This is a genomic window from Phaeobacter sp. HF9A (assembly GCF_011806385.1).
GTDB lineage: Bacteria > Pseudomonadota > Alphaproteobacteria > Rhodobacterales > Rhodobacteraceae > Epibacterium.
The window spans coordinates 35,929-53,536 of record NZ_JAATOX010000002.1 but is presented as its reverse complement, the minus strand read 5'-3'; the positions used below and the strand labels follow the sequence as shown (position 1 = coordinate 53,536).

Sequence of the window (17,608 nt, the reverse complement as noted above, 5' to 3'; positions counted from 1 at the left end):
CGCGAGATGCGTCCCTGCAAAAGGTGGAAACGCCGCACGTTCTGGCTCGGAAATGAATATTCTCCAGCCTCAGCGGACCAGAGCCGCGCATTACTCCGCCGCCTCTTCCGCCTCGGTGCCGATAAACCCACCAGATTGCCGGTCCCAGAACCGCGCATAAAGCCCCTGTCGCGCCAGCAGTTCCTCGTGACTGCCCTGTTCGACGATCCGCCCCGCATCCATGACGATGATCCGATCCATTTCAACCAGTGTCGAGAGACGGTGCGCGATTGCCAGAACCGTCTTGCCCTCCATCACCCGCGACAGGGCCGATTTGATCGAGGCTTCCACCTCGGAATCCAAAGCTGAGGTCGCTTCGTCCAGCACCAAGATCGGCGCGTCTTTCAGGATCGCACGGGCCAGGGCAATCCGCTGCCTCTGCCCGCCCGAGAGCTTCACTCCCCGTTCGCCCAGATAGGCGTCATAGCCCGTGTTCCCCTGCCCGTCTTCCAGATTGGCGATGAACTCATGCGCCTCGGCGGCCTCGGCGGCGGCAATAACCTCCGCCTCGCTGGCTTCGGGGCGACCATAGAGGATATTCGCCATGGCAGAGCGATTGAACATCGCGGTTTCCTGCGTCACCATGCCGATCTGGCTGCGCAGGCTGTTTTGCGCGACGGTTGCAATATCCGCTCCATCAATCAAAATACGCCCAGATTCCGTTTCATAGAGCCGCAGGAGAAGAGAAACCAAGGTCGATTTTCCGGCACCAGAGGCCCCGACGATCCCGAGTTTTTCGCCCGCATGAACGGTCAGAGAAATGTCCGATATCCCGCCGATATCCCGTCCGTAGGCAAAGCTCAGACCGTCAAACACGATCTCGCCCTGGCTGATTTCCAGATCCCGCGCGCCCTCGGCATCCTCGATCCGATCCGGCCGCGCCAGAGTCTTCATGCCGTTTTCAATCTCGCCGACGTTGGAGTAAATCCCCATCAAGGTGAAGCTGACCCAACCGGTCATCTGCGCAATGCGGATGGAGACCGCGCCGGCAGCAACGATATCGCCCTCAGTGGCGCCACCCGTCTGCCAGAGCCAAAGCGTCGCGCCGATCAGGAACACCGGCAAGACCCCCGCCAGCGCCATCAGGCAGAACCGAAACGACGCCGAAAGATAGCCAAAGGACAGCGCCTTGTCGCGGAATGTGACCATCGCATCCTGCGCGCCGCGTTCTTCGTGATCGGCATGGGCAAAGAGCTGCACCGTCTTGATATTGGTGATCGTGTCCACCACCTGCCCCGTCACATTGGCGCGCGCTCCGGCCCGCCCGGCAGAGCGTTCACGGATGCGCGGCAGAAACCATCGGATCAGCGCGAAATAGGCCAGCAGCCAGACCAGAAACAACAGCGTTATGCGCAGATCAACCGCCCCAAGCAGGATCAGCGCCCCCACCAGCGACGCCAGCGCAAAGGCGACAACGTTGATGATCTCCACTGCCACGTTGGTCACGGCATTGGAGGTCTGCATCTGTTTCTGCGCAATCCGCCCCGCGAAATCATCGTCAAAGAACCGCACCGATTGCCCCAGAGTCCAGCGGGTCAGGCGGGACAGCACAAGCGGGCCGACATTGGGCTGCACGATGATCGCGTTGGAAGCCGCAGAAAGCCCAAACAGAACCGGGCGCAGCAGCAGGAAAAAGGCCAGCGCCCCGAGGATGGTCGCCAGATTGTTGGAAAAGAAACCATCAGGCCCGCTGGCGATTGCCGTATCTATAACCAAACCAAGGATATAGGCGGTGCCCGCCTCCATCCCCCCGGCCAGGGCCGAACAGAGCGCCGCAACCAGCAACATCGGCCAGGCCCCCGACAGGCACCAGCCGATAAAGGCCCCCAACCTTTGCGGCGGGGGGCCCTTTGCGGGCTGAAACGCGTCGATCATATTTGCCAGGTTCATTCTGCTGCCTCTACGTTCAGGAACCCACCAGACTGGCGCGCCCAGAATTCTGCATATAGGCCCCCCGTCGACAAAAGCGCCTCGTGGCTGCCTTCCTCGACGATCTTTCCCGCGTCCAGAACCAGAATACGGTCCATCTGCGCGATGGTAGAGAGCCGGTGCGCGATAGCGATAACAGTTTTCCCCTCCATCATGCCATAGAGGGTTTCCTGAATGGCGGCTTCCACCTCGGAATCGAGCGCAGAGGTCGCCTCGTCCAGGAGCAGGATCGGCGCGTCCTTGAGGATCACGCGCGCCAGGGTGACCCGCTGACGTTGCCCACCGGAGAGTTTCACCCCGCGTTCGCCCACATGCGCATCATATCCGCGACGGCCCTCCGGATCTTTCAGGTCGAGGATGAACTCATGCGCATGCGCCTTGCGGGCGGCGGCGATCATCTCTTCCTCTGTTGCCTCTGGCCGACCATAGAGCAGGTTATCGCGGACCGAACGGTGCAACAGCGAGCTATCCTGCTGCACCATCCCGATATTTTGGCGCAAACTGTCCTGCGTCACCTTGGCGATATCCTGCCCGTCGATCAGAATGCGGCCACCTTCGCTGTCGTAAAACCGCAAAAGCAGTTTCACCAGGGTCGATTTGCCAGCACCTGAGCGCCCCACCAGGCCGACTTTTTCGCCCGGGCGAATGGTCAGTTGCAGCTCATCAAGCCCGCCCGCACCACGCCCATAGTGATGCGACACGCTGTCAAAGCTGATTTCACCCTGTTGCAGCTGCAAGGGGCGCGCATCTTTGGCGTCCACAAGGTCGATCGACTGGGCGATGGTTTCCATCCCCTCGGCGACAACACCAAGCTGGCGAAAGAACGTCGTCAGCGCCCACATGATCCAACCGGTCATGGCGTTGAGCCGCAGCGTCAGCGCGGTGGCGGCGGCGACCACCCCGACAGAGGCAAGCCCTTGCATCCAAAGCGCAATCCCCCAGCCCACAACCCCGACGATGAGCAGCCCGTTCAGCATCACCAGGGTCGCATCCATGATGGTATATATGCGCATTTCAGTGAGGAAGGTCCTGCGCGTCTCGTCGATGGCCTCCTTGGCATAGGACAGCTCGCGCTCGTGATGAGCGAACATCTTCACCGAGTGAATGTTGGAGTAGCTGTCCACCACCCGCCCATTGACCAAGGACCGCGCGTCAGAGGCCGCCTGGCTGGCCGGCCCGACCCGCGCAATCGTCCATTTGATCAGCAACGCATAAAGCGCAAACCAGATCACCAGCGGCAACATCAGCTTTGGATCCGCACTCCAGAGCAGCACCGCCGCGCCGACCAGATAGGCCAGCGCAAAAGTGATCGCGTCAAAGACCTGAAACACCACCTCTCCGGCGGCGGGCGGGGTCTGCATGATCCGGTTGGAGATCCGACCGGCAAAGTCATTCTCGAACCAGCCAACCGATTGCCGCAAAACATGTTTATGCGCACGCCACCGGATCAGGGTGCCAAAGTTCGGCAGGATCGTGTTGTTCAGCAAGAGCACGTCGATCAGCTGCAAGACTGGACGCACACAGAGAATAAACAGGGCGACCAATATCAGCTCTGTGCCGTGGCTGGCCCAGACCTCGGCTGGCGGCCCGGACAGCACATTGACCACGCGCCCCATGTAGGAGATCAGCCCGATCTCCACGGCGGCGACGACGACGGACATCAGCCCGGCGTACCAGAACACCATCTTGAAAGGGCGCGCGTAGGTGCGCAGGAAGGGCCAGAGGCGCGTTGGCGGGCGGTCGTCCTCGGGATAGTCGCAATAGGGGTCTACGAGATTTTCGAAAAAGCGAAACATGCGGATGCTCCATCAATTGAGCAATAATCTTGGAAAGTGATGCGCATGGCAAATTACGGCGGCGCCAGCCACCGGTTCACCCTACGGGTTGGACAGCGATGTCAGTCGTCGTTCCAGACCCCGTAATACATCAGCATTCCTCCTGCATGTTCAGCGATACACGCATAGAGGTAGCGCGCGAAACTCAGTTTGTCACGCTTTTCCTGTCACGACATTCTGGATGTGATCCGGAGCAGGCTACAGGCGAAGCTTTGCCAGTAGATCCGCGCGCGTGAGGGCAAAACCGGACCCGATCCAGGCGGCCTCCAACTCCCGGAGCGTTTGGCCCAGCGCCGCGCCCTGCACATAGGGCATCAGATCCTTGGCCTTGATCGGAAACCGAGCCGTGGCGCCCAGCTCGATATCAGTCTCTAAATTGGCATCTAGAGGCATTTCAAGCAGAGCCGACCGCAGAAGCATCGCCCGCCGCGCGGTCTCGGCATCGTGGCGATAGGCGACCTCCGCCGAGGATTGTCCGCCCACAGCGAGGTCACGCAGCAGCTCAACTCGGGCCGCCATGGCCTTGCTCAAGCGCAGGTGATCGCGCAGGTTTTCGCCGCCCAGCGCCGCGAGGCGGGTCTCCGCCTCTGTGGGCAGGTCCGCCTCCAAGTGGATCAGGGGCGCGAGGGCGCGATCATCCGCGCCCGGAAGAACATGCGCCAGAACCCCGATCTGCCGCATCACCGCCACCGCCGGCGCGGGATCAGTGGCATTCAGCAGTTTCACCATCTCGGCTCCGACACGTTCGCGGGAGAGTTGGTCGAGCCCGTCCAGGTTTTCGGCAATCGCGGCCAGCGCCTCCGGGTCAAAACCGTCAGCGGCGTTGCCGTACCAGCTGTGAAAACGGAAATACCGCAAGATGCGCAGGTAATCCTCGCGGATGCGATTTTCGGCAGTGCCAATAAAGACCACTTTGCGCGCCTGAAGATCCGGCAGGCCGCCCAGCGGATCCACGACCGTGCCATCGGGGCGCGCATAGATCGCGTTCATGGTGAAATCGCGGCGTCGCGCATCCTCCGCGATATCGCTGGCAAAGGCGACGACCGCGCGCCGTCCGTCGGTCGCGACATCCTTGCGGAAGGTGGTGATCTCATAGGGAATGCCCTCGGCGACCACAGTCACCGTGCCATGGTCGATGCCCGTAGGAATCGCCTTGAGCCCAGCGCGGTCCGCACACTCGACAACCTCCTGCGGCAGAATGTTGGTCGACAGATCAAGGTCGGAAACAGGCTCGCCGAGCAAAGCGTTGCGCACGCATCCCCCGACAAAATAGACCTCGCCCCCCCCGGCAGTCAGCGCCTCGCAGACTGCGCGTGTTGATGGCGCATGGAGCCAGGGCTGGTCGATTCTCATGCGCTCTCCATCAGGGCGGCGAAATTGCGCAGCATACGCGCCGTGGCCCCCCAGATATAATAGGGGCCGAATGGCACCACGAAATAGCGCCGCTCCACCCCGCGCCAATGGCGGGACTGAACCCGATAGCGGGATGTATCGAGCACATGGGCAAGCGGCGTGCGAAAGACCTCGGCCACTTCGCCCGCTTCGGCGCGGGTCTCAAATGGGCGGTCAATCAGCGCCACGATCGGCGTGACCTGAAAGCTGGTCACCGTCTCATGCGCGGGCATGGTGCCCAGAATACGGGGGAGATCCCGCGGCAGGCTGATTTCCTCCCAGGCTTCGCGCAATGCCGTATCAATGACATCGCGATCACCGGCGTCTTGCTTGCCCCCGGGAAAGGCGATCTGCCCCGGGTGGTGTTTCAGGGCTGAGGAACGCTTGGTCAGGATCACCGAAGGCTCCGCGCCATAGGTCTCGATCGCCAGCAACACGCTCGCGGCCCGCAGCTTGCGCCCGGCGGGCAAGACAACATCCGGGTTCAGGTCGAAATCGGATGTTGCCCCGCCCTCACGCGTCAGCGCTGTGGTGATATGGTCCGCAAGCGCAGACATAGCGGTCATTCCTTTGTGGCGTCAAAGCCCAGCGTGGCGGGGTCCAGGTCGTAATGAGCACCGCAGAACTGACAATCCGCGGTCACCCGTCCCTCGTCAGTGGTCATCGTCTTGATGTCCTTGGCGGAGTAGATCGACAAGCTCTGGCGGACGCGCTCCTCGGAACAGGTGCAACCAAAACGGACCGATTGCGCATCATAGACACGCGGGCGTTCCTCGTGAAACAGGCGCAGCAGCAGCTCGCTGGGCGACACGGAGGGGCCGATCAGTTCCAGATCCTCGACCGTTTGCAGCAGCATATTGACCCGGTTCCAGTTTTCTTCTTCGTCGCCGGAAACCAGATCCGACGCTTTCAGAACCTCGCCGCTGCCCTCTTGCTGCGCGGCAAAGGGCGAGGCCTTGGGCATATGTTGCAGCATGATGCCACCGGCGCGCCAATGTTCCGGGTTGCCCGGTTCCGACGATTTTCCAAAGCTGAGCTCAAAACGGGTCGGCAGCTGTTCGGACTGCGCAAAATAGGCTTCGGCGCAGCTGGACAGCGACTTTTCGGCGAGCGGCGTGATCCCCTGATAGGGCTGGGTGCCCTCGCCCTGATCAATCAGGATCGCAAAGTAGCCGTCGCCCACTTGATCAAAGGGCGCACCATCGGTGAGGCGCTCGGCATCATAGCTGGCATAGGCGCGGATACGGGCGGACTCGCCCTCCTTCGTCGGCGCGTAATAATCGGTTGCGATCATGCGGACCGCCCCCTTGGATTGCACCTGCAAGGAGAGCTTCCAGCGCAGCGCCATGGTCTGGCCGATCAGCGCGGTCAGCAGCGCCATCTCCGCCACCAGCGCCTCGACCACCTGCGGATAGTCGTGCTGTTTCAGAATGCCGTCCAACACGCCATCCAGCCGCGCCACGCGGCCCCGCATATCGGATGCATCAAGCTGGAAGGGCAGGACGGTATCGTCCCACGCGATTTTTGTACCAAGTGTCATGGGGTTTCCTTAACGGCCGGCTATTGGCATACCGAGGCTATATAGGATTTTCGACATCAGAGGAAAGGGGGCAGCCGTGATCAGACGTTTTGGAGAGGTGCCGCGCGCCGATCAAACCTATCGCCCGCGCCCTGGCGCATATGCGCTACTGCCCCGCGATGGGCAATTGCTGCTGACCTGCCAATATGATCCGGCGCCGGATATTCAGCTTCCGGGTGGCGGCATTGACCCGGGCGAATCCCCGATTCCGGCGCTTCACCGCGAAGTCTATGAGGAAACCGGTTGGAAAATCGCCGCGCCGCGCCGCATCGGCGCCTTTCGCCGCTTTGTCTACATGCCGGAATATGACCTCTGGGCGGAAAAGCTGTGCCATATCTATCTGGCGCGCCCTGTCCTGCGGCTCTCAGACCCGGTCGAGGCAAACCACCGTGCGATCTGGATGCCGATCCAAGATGCGGCCGCGATTCTCGGCAACAGTGGAGATCGGCATTTTGCAGCTCTTTTGGCGGATTTATAGGCTCAGGGGCCTTTATACTCGAACAAGGTGGCGGAGATATCATCTTCCAGCCCCTTGTCGTCGCCCATCACCTGCGTGAGATTCCAATAGAGCTGATCGAGAAATTCCTTACCGCCGAGCGTCGGATCGCAGCGTTTGACCAGATCGACCAGACCATCTGTATCCAGCATTGAGCCGTCTTTCAGATGCGCCTCGGTGAAACCATCGGAATAGAGCAGCAGGCGATCACCCTTCTGCATCACGAATTGTTCCTGATCATAGCTGACATCCGGCACCAGACCGACCGGCACCCCGCCCTTGCCGATGAATTCCATCGTCCCATCGGCCCGCAACAACAGCGGGTGCGGATGGCCGGCCTGCACCATCTTGACCACGCCGGTGCGCAGATCGGCGATGCAATAGGCCATGGTGAAATATTCTTCGATGCCGGTATCCGCGATCAGCCGCGCGTTGAGCAAACTGGCCACCTCCTCAGGCGGGCGCAGCGCGTAGAAGCGGTTGAATTTCTTCTCCATTCCGACGTTTTGGTCAAAATAGGTGGAGGAGAGATAGCCCCCCAACCGCGCCGTCATCATCGCGGATGTGATGCCGTGACCGGACAAATCAATGAAATAAAACCCCAATCGATTCAGACCAGGGGAAAACATACCAACCAGATCACCGCCGATATGGCCGCAGGGTTCCAGCAGCAGATGCACGTTTGAAGCGCCAAAGGAACGGGTCAGTTCCGGCACCAATGATTCCTGGATCTTGCGCGCCTGCATCAGATCCTTGTCGATCGCATCATAGACGGTTTGCAGTTCACCCAGCGTTTCGGACACGATCCTGTTCTTTTCAAACAGTTCCCGCTGCATCCGCAGGATTCGCTCCCCCGCAGAGATGCGCGCCCGCAGCTCGTCCGAGCTCACCGGTTTGGTCAGAAAATCATCGGCCCCAGCATCAAGCCCTTCGGCGACCTCGTTTTTTTCGCTCTTGGAGGTCAGCAGGATGAAATAGCTGTAGGCCTCATGGGATTCGGCGCGAAACGCCCGGCAGAATTCGATTCCATTCATGCCCGGCATCATCCAGTCACTGAGAATGAGATCCGGCGGATCGGCGCGGCAGATCTCCATCGCCTCTTCGCCGCCCTCGGCTTCGACGACCTCAAATCCCCATTTTTTCAGCGAGGCAACGAGGATACGACGCTGCAAGCGGCTGTCATCCACGACCAGCACGCGCCGGATGGATCCGCTCATGACCAACTCTTCGCCTTGTACTGAATGCTCTGGCAGCACCGACAATCCCTCATTAACGCGGCGTGTCCCCTCGTGACTGTCATAGAAAACACCTGTTCGGCTTAATAGCCAGTGAACAATAAAAATTAGCTAATTTTCTCTCTTTACTATACTTTTACTGGGTTTGACATAGGATAGAGATGACGAAGGAGTAAGATTTGGACCAAGGCGATGATTGACTGGCCACGTGTGCGCGAACTGAAAGAAGAAGTCGGTGAAGATGGCTTTGACGAGGTGGTCGAGCTCTTCCTGGAAGAGGTGGAAGAGGTGATCGCCAAGCTGAAGACCGGCGACAGATCGCAGCTGGAGCAGGATCTCCATTTCCTGAAAGGCAGCGCGCTGAACCTCGGTTTTCAAGAGTTTTCCGACGCCTGCCTACGGGGCGAACGCCTGTCCGCTGAGGGCCAGCAAGCCACCGTGGATCTGGAACAAGTCGTTGCGATATATGACAATTCAAAGCAGAACTTTCTCGCTGGGCTCGGGTCAAATACCTAGGGCTGCACAGGGTTTGTTTTTGACCGGCTAGATCACGAATTGCGCCAATGTTTCGTCATTGGTGATGTCTGTATAGGTAAAACCCGCCGCATCGAGTTGCGCAAAGAGCGCTTCGAAATTCTCCGGTCGCTTGGTTTCGATACCGATCAGAACCGAGCCAAAGTTTCGGGCGGATTTTTTCATATATTCAAAACGCGCAATATCATCTTCCGGGCCAAGACTGTTGAGAAATTCCTTTAGCGCGCCGGGACGTTGCGGCATCCGCAGCAGAAAATATTTTTTCACCCCTGAATAGCGCTGCGCCCGCTCCTTGACCTCGGGGAGGCGCTCGAAATCAAAATTGCCGCCCGAGGTGAGGCAGACAACCGTCTTGCCCTTGATCCAGGTCCGCAAATCGCCCAGCGCCTCGATCGCCAGCGCGCCGGCCGGTTCCAGCACGATGCCTTCGACGTTCAACATTTCCAGAATGGTGGTGCAGATCCGGTCTTCGCTGAGGGTCAGCACATCGGGCAGCGGCACATTGCGCAACAGCTCGAACGGGCGGGCACCGATGCGGCCGACGGCAGCGCCGTCGACAAATGTATCCACCTGGCTCAATGACACAGGCTGACCGGCCTCCAGCGCCGCTTTCAGGCAGGCGCCGCCCTTGGGTTCGACAAAAAGCGCATGCACGTCCTCGCCAAAATACCCGGCCACGCCGGAGGACATGCCGCCGCCGCCGACCGGCAACACGATGTGATCCGGCGCTTTTCCCAGTTGCTCTTCGATTTCCACCGCGATCGAGGCCTGACCTTCGATCACATCCGGATCGTCAAAAGGCGACAGGAAATAGCCGCCTTCCTTGACGCACCACGCCTGCGCGGCGGCCAATGTGTCGTCGAAGTAGTCGCCAACAAGGTGGATTTCGATGTTATCGCCGCCAAACATCCGGGTCTTCTGGATCTTTTGCTGCGGCGTGGTCACCGGCATGAAGATCACGCCCCGCTTGTTCATCTGTCGGCACATGAAGGCCATGCCCTGCGCGTGATTGCCCGCCGAGGCGCAGACAAACAGATCCTTGCCCGCCTGTTTGCGCATCGCATTCAGCGCCCCACGCAGCTTGTAGGAGCGCACCGGGCTCAGATCCTCGCGCTTGAGGTAAATCTCCGCCCCATAGCGGTGGGACAGCAGTTCATTGCGTTGAAGCGGCGTGGGCGGAAACACATCGCGCATCGCCACCTCGGCCGCTTTGGCCTGGGTTCGGAAATCGGTCATGTGAATTTGGTGACCCAAAGCCGCGCCCAAGGCAAGGGGGCGCGGCAAAGCATTCCTTGGTATGCAGACGACCCCGGATCAGATCGGGCGTTTTTCGATGTAATAGCCATAGAGCGTGGTGACGATACTGATCTGGAGCAGACTGAACACAGTCGTCCCAACGAGCCACCAAACGGTGCCCGCAATCCCGGGGAGCAGCCCGTAGCTGAATTCCAGCGCGGCCTGCAAGATCATGACCAGCACGGTCAAGCCCAGCACCGCGCCGCCGCTTGTTGCGGACCATATGTCACCAAGGCGCATTTTGTTCCCCAACGCGACTGACGGCAGCGACACGGACAATCGCATGAAAACCCAGGTCGGAAGTATCGCCAGGCCCGGACCAATGATCGGCATCAAACCGACTATCTGAGCACCCGCCATCCTCAGGACGATTGAAATCACGACACCAACCGGGATCATCAACAGCAGCAGCAGCAGCGACAGAAGAAACGCTTGACCGATGTAACCGATGATCCGGTCAGCTTTAATTTCTGGAACAAACCCGGATACGGGCTCTTCCAGCAAAACATAGCGATGCCATGCCACGATCGGCCAAGTGTAGACCAAGAAAAAGAAAACGATAATCAATAGCGCTGAACCGATAAACGATCCGGGGTTTCGGGGCGGGCGTCCTGCGGTTGCATCGACGAAGACGTCATAAACCCCCAGAACCTGCGCAAGACAATAGATGCCTGCAACCGCGACCAGTGTCGGCACAAGGAAAATTCGCAGCACATCCCCAAGATTGCGCAGAAGCATGTAGGCCGCATGCTTGAGCAGATCCCATCCGTTCATTTAAATCTTCCCTTCAATATATAATCTCTGCTTTTTGCGCCTACATAGCAGTTGGTTTCTACCCGAAAACCCCCGAAAACCTTGCACCCCTACGGAAAAGGCGCTACCTCGCAGACGTTCTGACCAAGAGGAAAACCCATGTCCGCGCCCAAGAAAGTTGTGTTGGCCTACTCCGGTGGCCTTGATACTTCGATCATCCTGAAATGGTTGCAGACCGAATACGGCTGCGAGGTTGTCACCTTCACCGCCGATCTCGGTCAGGGCGAGGAGCTGGAGCCGGCCCGCAAAAAGGCTGAGCTGCTCGGCATCAAGCCGGAAAACATCTACATCGAGGACATCCGCGAAGAATTCGTGCGCGATTTCGTCTTCCCGATGTTCCGCGCCAATGCGGTCTATGAGGGGCTCTATCTGCTGGGCACCTCGATCGCGCGTCCGCTGATCTCCAAACGTCTGGTCGAGATCGCCGAAGCCACCGGTGCCGATGCGGTGTCCCATGGTGCCACCGGCAAGGGCAACGACCAGGTGCGGTTTGAGCTTTCGGCCTATGCGCTGAACCCCGACATCAAGGTGATCGCGCCCTGGCGTGAATGGGATCTGACCTCCCGCACCAAGCTGCTGGAATTCGCGGAGGCCAACCAGATTCCGATCGCCAAGGACAAACGCGGCGAGGCGCCCTTCTCGGTCGATGCCAACCTGCTGCACACCTCCTCTGAAGGCAAAGTGCTGGAAAATCCCGCCGAAATGGCGCCGGATTACGTCTATCAGCGCACCGTGAACCCCGAGGATGCGCCGAACGAGCCCGAGTTCATCGAGATTTCTTTTGAAAAAGGCGACGCGGTGGCGATCAACGGCGAGGCCATGAGCCCGGCGACGATCCTGACCCAGCTCAATGAATATGGTCGCAAGCACGGCATCGGTCGTCTCGATTTCGTCGAGAACCGTTTTGTCGGCATGAAGTCCCGCGGCATCTACGAGACCCCCGGCGGCGACATCCTGCTGGAAGCGCACCGCGGTATCGAACAGATCACCCTGGACAGCGGCGCCGGCCACCTCAAGGATTCGATCATGCCGCGCTATGCCGAGCTGATCTACAACGGCTTCTGGTACTCGCCCGAGCGCGAGATGCTGCAAGCGCTGATTGACGAAAGCCAGAAACACGTCACCGGCACCGTGCGTCTGAAGCTCTACAAAGGCTCCGCCAAGACCGTGGGCCGCTGGTCCGAGCATTCGCTTTATTCCGAGGCCCATGTGACCTTTGAAGAAGACGCGGGCGCCTATGATCAGAAGGACGCGCAGGGCTTTATTCAGCTCAACGCGCTGCGCCTGAAACTCCTGGCTGCCCGTAACCGCCGCGTGAAGTGATGAGCATCGACGACGACTTTGAAGAAGACTTCCCGGAAGACGATCTGGAAGAAGAGCTCGACATGTTTGTGGAGGCGCAGGACGCGGTCTGGGACACGGTCGTCGCCGAGCTAAAAGCTGGAAAGAAGACGAGCCACTGGATGTGGTTCGTCTTTCCGCAACTGGCAAGCCTCGGCCAGTCGCATATGTCGCAGCTCTACGGGCTGGAGGATCTGAACGAGGCACGCGTCTATTTGGACCAGCCGGTTCTGCGCCAGCGGCTTATCGAGGTTTGCGATCTGATGCTGTCCCACGAAGGTGCCGCGCCCGATGCCATTCTGGGCGACGTGGACGCGACCAAGCTCCGCTCCTCGATGACCCTGTTCGCGGCCGCGCCCAATGCACCTGCGCAATGCGCCGAGGTTCTCCGGGTCTTCTTTGAGAGTGCACCCTGCGCGCAGACGCTGCGGGAAATCTCAGAAAACTGACCGCCGCCCGGGGGAACGGGGAAAATGACGCGCAAAACACCTGTCCAACAGCACAGGAATATTGCTAGTCTTTTCCTCGACCAACGCACGGAAGGGAGCATTCCATGAAGCCTATTTTTCTCAGCGGTCTGATGATCTTTATGGCATCGCCCCTCTTGGCTGACTTCGAGATCTGCAACAAGACCGGCAGCAAGACCTTTGTGTCGATCGGCTACAAGGAAGACGGCGAATGGGTCTCCGAGGGGTGGTGGACCATTCAACCGGGCGATTGCAGCATTCCGGTCGTTGGCGATCTGAAGAACCGCTACTACTATATCCGTGGCGAAAGCAGCACCGGCAATTGGACCGGCGATTATTCCTTTTGCTATATTGACGAAGCCTACACCATCCGCGGCGATGAAAACTGCACCGCGCGCGGCTACAAAACCGGTGGCTTCTTTGAGGTCGATACCGGCAATGCGCTGGACTGGACGCAGAACCTGACCAATTGATCGCGCCAATGCGGGTCTTGACCTGCGTTTTGCTCAGATCTTGAGCGCGCGCATCTCCTCGTAGTAGCCCATCGCCTCATCCAACACGGGGCGAAGCTGCTCCGGCACCTCAGGCAAGGCCCCCTCCGGTCCGGCAAAGCCGGTGGATTTCCAGACTGCGCCGTACCAATGTGCGGCCCAGACTCCATCGTCCTTATGCCCTCCCATGGGCCAGCTCAGCATCTCAGGAGAGAACGGCATCTGGAGCGCATCGCAGAGCTGCTCCAGCTTGCCAGCCGGGTTCTCGCGGATATCAAAACTGTCTACCACAATGGGTTTGTGACCCCAGTCGCGCAACTGGGCGATCAATTCCACCTGTTGGCGAAAACCGATATCCTCCAGGCCGATCTGTTGATATTTCGCCGCGAATGACGCAATGACCCGCGCCGGATGGCGGATCAGGAAGACATTGCTCACCTCCCGGATCCAGTCGCGCGGCACGCCCTCGATCATATGTTGGGACATATGTTTTTGATAATAATACGGTCGTGCGCCGGGGATCGGCCCCAAGAGCTGGGCCACGACGTCGGATGGGTCCTGCGGCTGGCTTTCCAGAATTTCGTCGCGCATGGGATGCTGAAGGCCCGTGCGCGCCAGATAGGCCGCGTAAAAGGGCTCATCCACCACGGCGCAATCACTGCGCGCGCCAAAGGCATACATCATCGCGGTGGAGAGGTTCCGAGGCCCCGACCACATGGCAATCCGCATTTGCATCTTCCTGACCTCAGTGATTTTTGCCGACGCTAGACAAAAGCTCGCCGCGTTCCAACCGATAAACTACCGTCACCGGCTGCGAACATGGCAGCAGGTCGGCGCTCAGAATTTGGCGTCCTGAACCTCTTTCAGGTCGGGGATCACATCCGCAGCGCCGTGGCGGGTCACCATCAATGCACCGGCGCGCGAGGCCTGCGCCATGGCCTGCGCCATCGGCATGCCGCGATCCAGGGCGGCCAGCACGTAGCCGGTGAAGGTGTCCCCTGCCCCGGTGGTATCCACCGGCGTGACCTTCTGGGCCGGGATATCCGCGACCTGCCCTGTGCGCCCGTCAAAATGCCGCGCCCCCTTGGCGCCAAGCGTGACGACAACATCCGCAATGCCCAGATCCTCGGGCGCCTTGCCGGTTGCCTGCTGCAATTGCGCCGCCTCGACCTCGTTCAGGAACAACAGGTCGATATAGGGCAGAACCGCCTGCACCGCCGCCGCATCAAAGGGCGCAGCGGCATAGGCCACCCGCAGCCCCAGATCGCGGCCCATCCGCGCCGCTTCGGCCTGCATGTTGGTTTCATTCTGCATCACCAGAATATCACCCGCATTGGCCGAGGAGAGCGCCTGGCCGATCTGCGCTTCGCTGAGCGCCTGATTGGCCCCGGGATAGAGAATGATCTGGTTTTCGCCAGACGGGTCGACAGCAATGATGGCGTGGCCGGTCGCGCTTTCGCTCTGCAAGATATGGCGGGTGTCGACGCCATATTCCATCAGCCGGTCCACACACCATTTGCCCTCGGGGCCCACCGCCCCGATATGGCAGACATGCGCCCCGGCTCGCGCCCCGGCAACGGACATATTCGCCCCCTTGCCGCCGAGACCCTGGTCCAGGGTTGTCGCCGCCAAAGTCTCGCCCGGGGCGGGCATATGTGGCAGCGCATAGACCATGTCGATATTGATCGAGCCTAGGTTCCAGATCGCCATGTCTTGGGCCTCCTATGGCTCAGCCGATATTGCTTGCCGCCAGAACGGCCATGTTCAGCACGTCATTGGTGGTCGAGGTGGTGGAGCAAATCTGGATCGGCTTGTCCACGCCAGAGAGGATTGGCCCCACAACCGTCGCGCCGCCCATTTCCTGCATCAGCTTGACCGAGATCGAGGCCGAATGCCGCGCCGGAACCACCAGGATATTGGCCGGACCGGACAGACGCTGGAACGGGTAGTAGCGCTGCGCCCGGGTGTTCAGGGCCACATCCACGGTCATTTCGCCCTCATATTCGAAATCAACGCCGCGTTTATCGAGAACTGTGGGCGCGATATGCATTTTTTCTGCCCGCTCCGACATCGGATAGCCAAAGGTCGAGAAGCTGACAAAGGCAACCCGAGGCTCCAGCCCCATATGACGTGCAACACCGGCGGCGCGTTCGGCGATATTGGCGAGGTCGTTCTCGTCCGGCCACTCATGCACCAATGTATCACTGATCAGCACGATCCGACCCTTGTGCAACAGCGCCGTGACCCCCGCCGCTCCATGGGCCGCATCGGCGTTGAAGACATGGTTGATCCGCTCCAGCACATGTGCGGATTTGCGGGTTGCGCCGGTGACCAGACCATCGCCATGGCCATGCGCCAGCATCAAGGCGGAAAAGACATGCCGGTCGCGGCCCACCAGACGATGGATATCCTTGTGATCAAACCCTTTGCGGTTCAATCGGTTATAGAGGAAATCCTTGTAGATATCGAAATGCTGCGAGTTCGCGGCATTCACGATTTCCAGTTCCCGCGCCGCATCGCCGATACCCGCTTTCTCCAGCTTGGCCTTGACGTCCTCGGGTCGACCGACAACCAGCGCCTTGCCAAAACCGGAGCGCTGATAGGTCACCGCAGCCCGCAACACGCGCGGATCGTCGCCCTCGGCAAAGATCATCCGCGATTGCGCCGCGCGCGCCCGCGCATTGAGCCCGCGCAGGATGGATTGCGTCGGATCCATCCGACCGCGCAAACCGTGCTCATAGGCTTCCATGTCGATGATCGGACGGCGCGCCACGCCGGTGTCCATGCCGGCCTTGGCGACGGCGGTGGGAATACGGTGGATCAATCGCGGATCAAATGGCGTCGGGATGATGTAGTCACGGCCAAAGGTCAGCGACTTGCCATAGGCGAGCGCCACCTCATCCGGCACATCCTCGCGCGCGATGCTGGCCAGCGCATGGGCGCAGGCGATCTTCATCTCGTCGTTGATGGCACGGGCGTGAATATCGAGCGCACCGCGGAACAGATAGGGAAAGCCAAGAACGTTGTTGACCTGGTTCGGGTAGTCCGAACGCCCGGTCGCCACGATCGCATCCACCCGCACCTCATGCGCTTCTTCCGGGGTGATTTCCGGGTCCGGGTTCGCCATGGCGAAGATGACCGGATTGTCGGCCATGGATTTGACCATCTCCTGGGTCACCGCACCTTTGGCCGACACGCCGAGGAAGACATCCGCCCCCTGCATCGCATCCTCCAGCGAGCGCAGTTCGGTCTTCACCGCATGGGCGGACTTCCATTGGTTCATGCCTTCGGTGCGGCCCTGATAGATCACGCCCTTGGTGTCGCAGACGATACAATTCTCGTGCCGCGCGCCCATGGATTTCAGCAACTCAATGCAGGCAATACCCGCCGCCCCGGCACCGTTGAGGACGATTCGCACATCTTCGATCTTCTTGCCCGACAGATGCAGCGCGTTGATCAGCCCCGCCGCGCAGATCACCGCCGTGCCATGCTGGTCATCGTGGAAGACCGGGATATCCATCTCTTCCTTGAGCTTCTGCTCGATGATGAAACACTCCGGTGCCTTGATGTCTTCGAGGTTGATGCCGCCGAAGGTCGGCCCCATCAGCTTCACCGCCTTGATGAATTCATCCGGGTCCTCGGTGTCCAGCTCGATGTCGATCGAATTCACATCGGCAAAGCGTTTAAACAGGACCGACTTGCCTTCCATCACCGGCTTGGAGCCCAGCGCGCCAAGATTGCCAAGACCAAGAACCGCCGTCCCGTTGGAGATCACCGCAACAAGATTGCCTTTGTTTGTATAGTCATAGGCCAGTTCCGGGTTTTCCGCGATCGCCTCGCAGGGGACCGCCACGCCAGGACTATAGGCCAGCGACAGGTCGCGCTGGGTGGTCATGGGCACCGTTGCGGTCACTTCCCATTTGCCCGGTGTGGGCTCCAGGTGAAAGGCCAGCGCCTCTTCGTTGGTGATCTTCGCTTTGGGCATGTTGGTCTCTGTCCTCTCCTACTCCGAAACAGTCATATCCCAGCCAAGAGCCCCCCTCAATCCACTGCCGTATCAATTCGACAATTAAGATTTTGCTCAAATCATAACTTAAACCTGAAAGGGTTTGTCAAAGTTTCGCCCCATTTCAGGCCCTGCAGTGCTATATTTCCATGGTG

The 17,608-nt window shown here is 59.8% G+C and carries 16 protein-coding genes; 5 read left to right on the top strand and 11 right to left on the bottom strand.

What is annotated here, in order from left to right:
- Positions 1 to 90 precede the first annotated feature (90 nt).
- The 5 genes from HCZ87_RS00330 to HCZ87_RS00310 all read right to left on the bottom strand — a co-directional run bounded on the left by HCZ87_RS00330 (position 91) and on the right by HCZ87_RS00310 (position 6,735).
- Entirely contained in the window at positions 91 to 1,929 is a 1,839-nt protein-coding gene (locus HCZ87_RS00330) for an ABC transporter ATP-binding protein (protein ID WP_167641773.1), read from the bottom strand.
- Positions 1,926 to 3,764: an ABC transporter ATP-binding protein gene (locus HCZ87_RS00325; RefSeq protein WP_167641772.1), complete on the bottom strand. Its 1,839-nt coding sequence runs from the start codon at positions 3,762 to 3,764 to the stop codon at positions 1,926 to 1,928. The genes HCZ87_RS00330 and HCZ87_RS00325 overlap by 4 nt, the downstream gene beginning before the upstream one ends.
- 237 nt (positions 3,765 to 4,001) lie before the next feature.
- Entirely contained in the window at positions 4,002 to 5,156 is a 1,155-nt protein-coding gene (locus HCZ87_RS00320; RefSeq protein WP_167641771.1) for a CCA tRNA nucleotidyltransferase, read from the bottom strand.
- The gene (locus HCZ87_RS00315) at positions 5,153 to 5,752 is read right to left on the bottom strand and encodes a CoA pyrophosphatase (RefSeq protein WP_167641770.1); all 600 of its coding nucleotides are present in this window, start codon (positions 5,750 to 5,752) and stop codon (positions 5,153 to 5,155) included. The genes HCZ87_RS00320 and HCZ87_RS00315 overlap by 4 nt, the downstream gene beginning before the upstream one ends.
- Positions 5,753 to 5,757: 5 nt before the next feature.
- Entirely contained in the window at positions 5,758 to 6,735 is a 978-nt protein-coding gene (locus HCZ87_RS00310; protein ID WP_167641769.1) for an Hsp33 family molecular chaperone HslO, read from the bottom strand.
- A 76-nt stretch (positions 6,736 to 6,811) separates the two neighbouring features.
- Between HCZ87_RS00310 and HCZ87_RS00305 the strand changes: the two genes are divergently transcribed.
- Complete coding sequence (locus HCZ87_RS00305) at positions 6,812 to 7,252, top strand: NUDIX hydrolase (protein ID WP_167641768.1); 441 nt, start codon at positions 6,812 to 6,814, stop codon at positions 7,250 to 7,252.
- A gap of 2 nt (positions 7,253 to 7,254) precedes the next feature.
- Here the strand turns inward: HCZ87_RS00305 and HCZ87_RS00300 are convergent, their stop codons facing one another.
- Entirely contained in the window at positions 7,255 to 8,487 is a 1,233-nt protein-coding gene (locus tag HCZ87_RS00300; protein ID WP_167641767.1) for a PP2C family protein-serine/threonine phosphatase, read from the bottom strand.
- A gap of 210 nt (positions 8,488 to 8,697) precedes the next feature.
- On the opposite strand from HCZ87_RS00300, the gene HCZ87_RS00295 reads away from it, so the two are divergent.
- Positions 8,698 to 9,021, top strand: coding sequence for an Hpt domain-containing protein (locus tag HCZ87_RS00295; protein WP_167641766.1), 324 nt, complete (start codon positions 8,698 to 8,700; stop codon positions 9,019 to 9,021).
- 27 nt (positions 9,022 to 9,048) lie between these two features.
- Here the strand turns inward: HCZ87_RS00295 and ilvA are convergent, their stop codons facing one another.
- Positions 9,049 to 10,275, bottom strand: coding sequence for a threonine ammonia-lyase IlvA (ilvA, locus tag HCZ87_RS00290; RefSeq protein WP_167641765.1), 1,227 nt, complete (start codon positions 10,273 to 10,275; stop codon positions 9,049 to 9,051).
- Positions 10,276 to 10,353: 78 nt separating this feature from the next.
- On the bottom strand, positions 10,354 to 11,109 hold the full coding sequence (locus tag HCZ87_RS00285; protein WP_167641764.1) for a hypothetical protein: 756 nt from the start codon (positions 11,107 to 11,109) through the stop codon (positions 10,354 to 10,356).
- Positions 11,110 to 11,247: 138 nt separating this feature from the next.
- Here HCZ87_RS00285 and HCZ87_RS00280 point away from each other — a divergent pair, with 138 nt between their 5' ends.
- From HCZ87_RS00280 to HCZ87_RS00270, 3 genes are all read left to right on the top strand, one after another.
- The gene (locus HCZ87_RS00280) at positions 11,248 to 12,471 is read left to right on the top strand and encodes an argininosuccinate synthase (protein ID WP_167641763.1); all 1,224 of its coding nucleotides are present in this window, start codon (positions 11,248 to 11,250) and stop codon (positions 12,469 to 12,471) included.
- Positions 12,471 to 12,938, top strand: coding sequence for a DUF1810 domain-containing protein (locus HCZ87_RS00275; protein WP_167641762.1), 468 nt, complete (start codon positions 12,471 to 12,473; stop codon positions 12,936 to 12,938). The genes HCZ87_RS00280 and HCZ87_RS00275 overlap by 1 nt, the downstream gene beginning before the upstream one ends.
- 104 nt (positions 12,939 to 13,042) lie before the next feature.
- Positions 13,043 to 13,429: a DUF1036 domain-containing protein gene (locus tag HCZ87_RS00270; RefSeq protein WP_167641761.1), complete on the top strand. Its 387-nt coding sequence runs from the start codon at positions 13,043 to 13,045 to the stop codon at positions 13,427 to 13,429.
- 33 nt (positions 13,430 to 13,462) lie between these two features.
- Here the strand turns inward: HCZ87_RS00270 and HCZ87_RS00265 are convergent, their stop codons facing one another.
- The 3 genes from HCZ87_RS00265 to HCZ87_RS00255 form a co-directional block, all read right to left on the bottom strand.
- Entirely contained in the window at positions 13,463 to 14,176 is a 714-nt protein-coding gene (locus HCZ87_RS00265; protein WP_167641760.1) for an HAD family hydrolase, read from the bottom strand.
- A 108-nt stretch (positions 14,177 to 14,284) separates the two neighbouring features.
- Entirely contained in the window at positions 14,285 to 15,157 is an 873-nt protein-coding gene (locus HCZ87_RS00260) for a ribokinase (RefSeq protein WP_167641759.1), read from the bottom strand.
- 19 nt (positions 15,158 to 15,176) lie between these two features.
- On the bottom strand, positions 15,177 to 17,432 hold the full coding sequence (locus HCZ87_RS00255) for an NADP-dependent malic enzyme (protein ID WP_167641758.1): 2,256 nt from the start codon (positions 17,430 to 17,432) through the stop codon (positions 15,177 to 15,179).
- Positions 17,433 to 17,608 lie beyond the last annotated feature (176 nt).

What these genes read in the sequence shown, in the direction of transcription:
- HCZ87_RS00255 (WP_167641758.1), bottom strand. Translation starts at nt 17,432, where the DNA reads ATGCCCAAAGCGAAGATCACCAACGAAGAGGCGCTGGCCTTTCACCTG.
- HCZ87_RS00320 (WP_167641771.1), bottom strand. Translation starts at nt 5,156, where the DNA reads ATGAGAATCGACCAGCCCTGGCTCCATGCGCCATCAACACGCGCAGTC.
- HCZ87_RS00265 (WP_167641760.1), bottom strand. Translation starts at nt 14,176, where the DNA reads ATGCGGATTGCCATGTGGTCGGGGCCTCGGAACCTCTCCACCGCGATG.
- ilvA (WP_167641765.1), bottom strand. Translation starts at nt 10,275, where the DNA reads ATGACCGATTTCCGAACCCAGGCCAAAGCGGCCGAGGTGGCGATGCGC.
- HCZ87_RS00295 (WP_167641766.1), top strand. Translation starts at nt 8,698, where the DNA reads ATGATTGACTGGCCACGTGTGCGCGAACTGAAAGAAGAAGTCGGTGAA.
- HCZ87_RS00270 (WP_167641761.1), top strand. Translation starts at nt 13,043, where the DNA reads ATGAAGCCTATTTTTCTCAGCGGTCTGATGATCTTTATGGCATCGCCC.
- HCZ87_RS00300 (WP_167641767.1), bottom strand. Translation starts at nt 8,487, where the DNA reads ATGAGCGGATCCATCCGGCGCGTGCTGGTCGTGGATGACAGCCGCTTG.
- HCZ87_RS00325 (WP_167641772.1), bottom strand. Translation starts at nt 3,764, where the DNA reads ATGTTTCGCTTTTTCGAAAATCTCGTAGACCCCTATTGCGACTATCCC.
- HCZ87_RS00260 (WP_167641759.1), bottom strand. Translation starts at nt 15,157, where the DNA reads ATGGCGATCTGGAACCTAGGCTCGATCAATATCGACATGGTCTATGCG.
- HCZ87_RS00330 (WP_167641773.1), bottom strand. Translation starts at nt 1,929, where the DNA reads ATGAACCTGGCAAATATGATCGACGCGTTTCAGCCCGCAAAGGGCCCC.
- HCZ87_RS00275 (WP_167641762.1), top strand. Translation starts at nt 12,471, where the DNA reads ATGAGCATCGACGACGACTTTGAAGAAGACTTCCCGGAAGACGATCTG.
- HCZ87_RS00285 (WP_167641764.1), bottom strand. Translation starts at nt 11,109, where the DNA reads ATGAACGGATGGGATCTGCTCAAGCATGCGGCCTACATGCTTCTGCGC.
- HCZ87_RS00310 (WP_167641769.1), bottom strand. Translation starts at nt 6,735, where the DNA reads ATGACACTTGGTACAAAAATCGCGTGGGACGATACCGTCCTGCCCTTC.
- HCZ87_RS00280 (WP_167641763.1), top strand. Translation starts at nt 11,248, where the DNA reads ATGTCCGCGCCCAAGAAAGTTGTGTTGGCCTACTCCGGTGGCCTTGAT.
- HCZ87_RS00315 (WP_167641770.1), bottom strand. Translation starts at nt 5,752, where the DNA reads ATGTCTGCGCTTGCGGACCATATCACCACAGCGCTGACGCGTGAGGGC.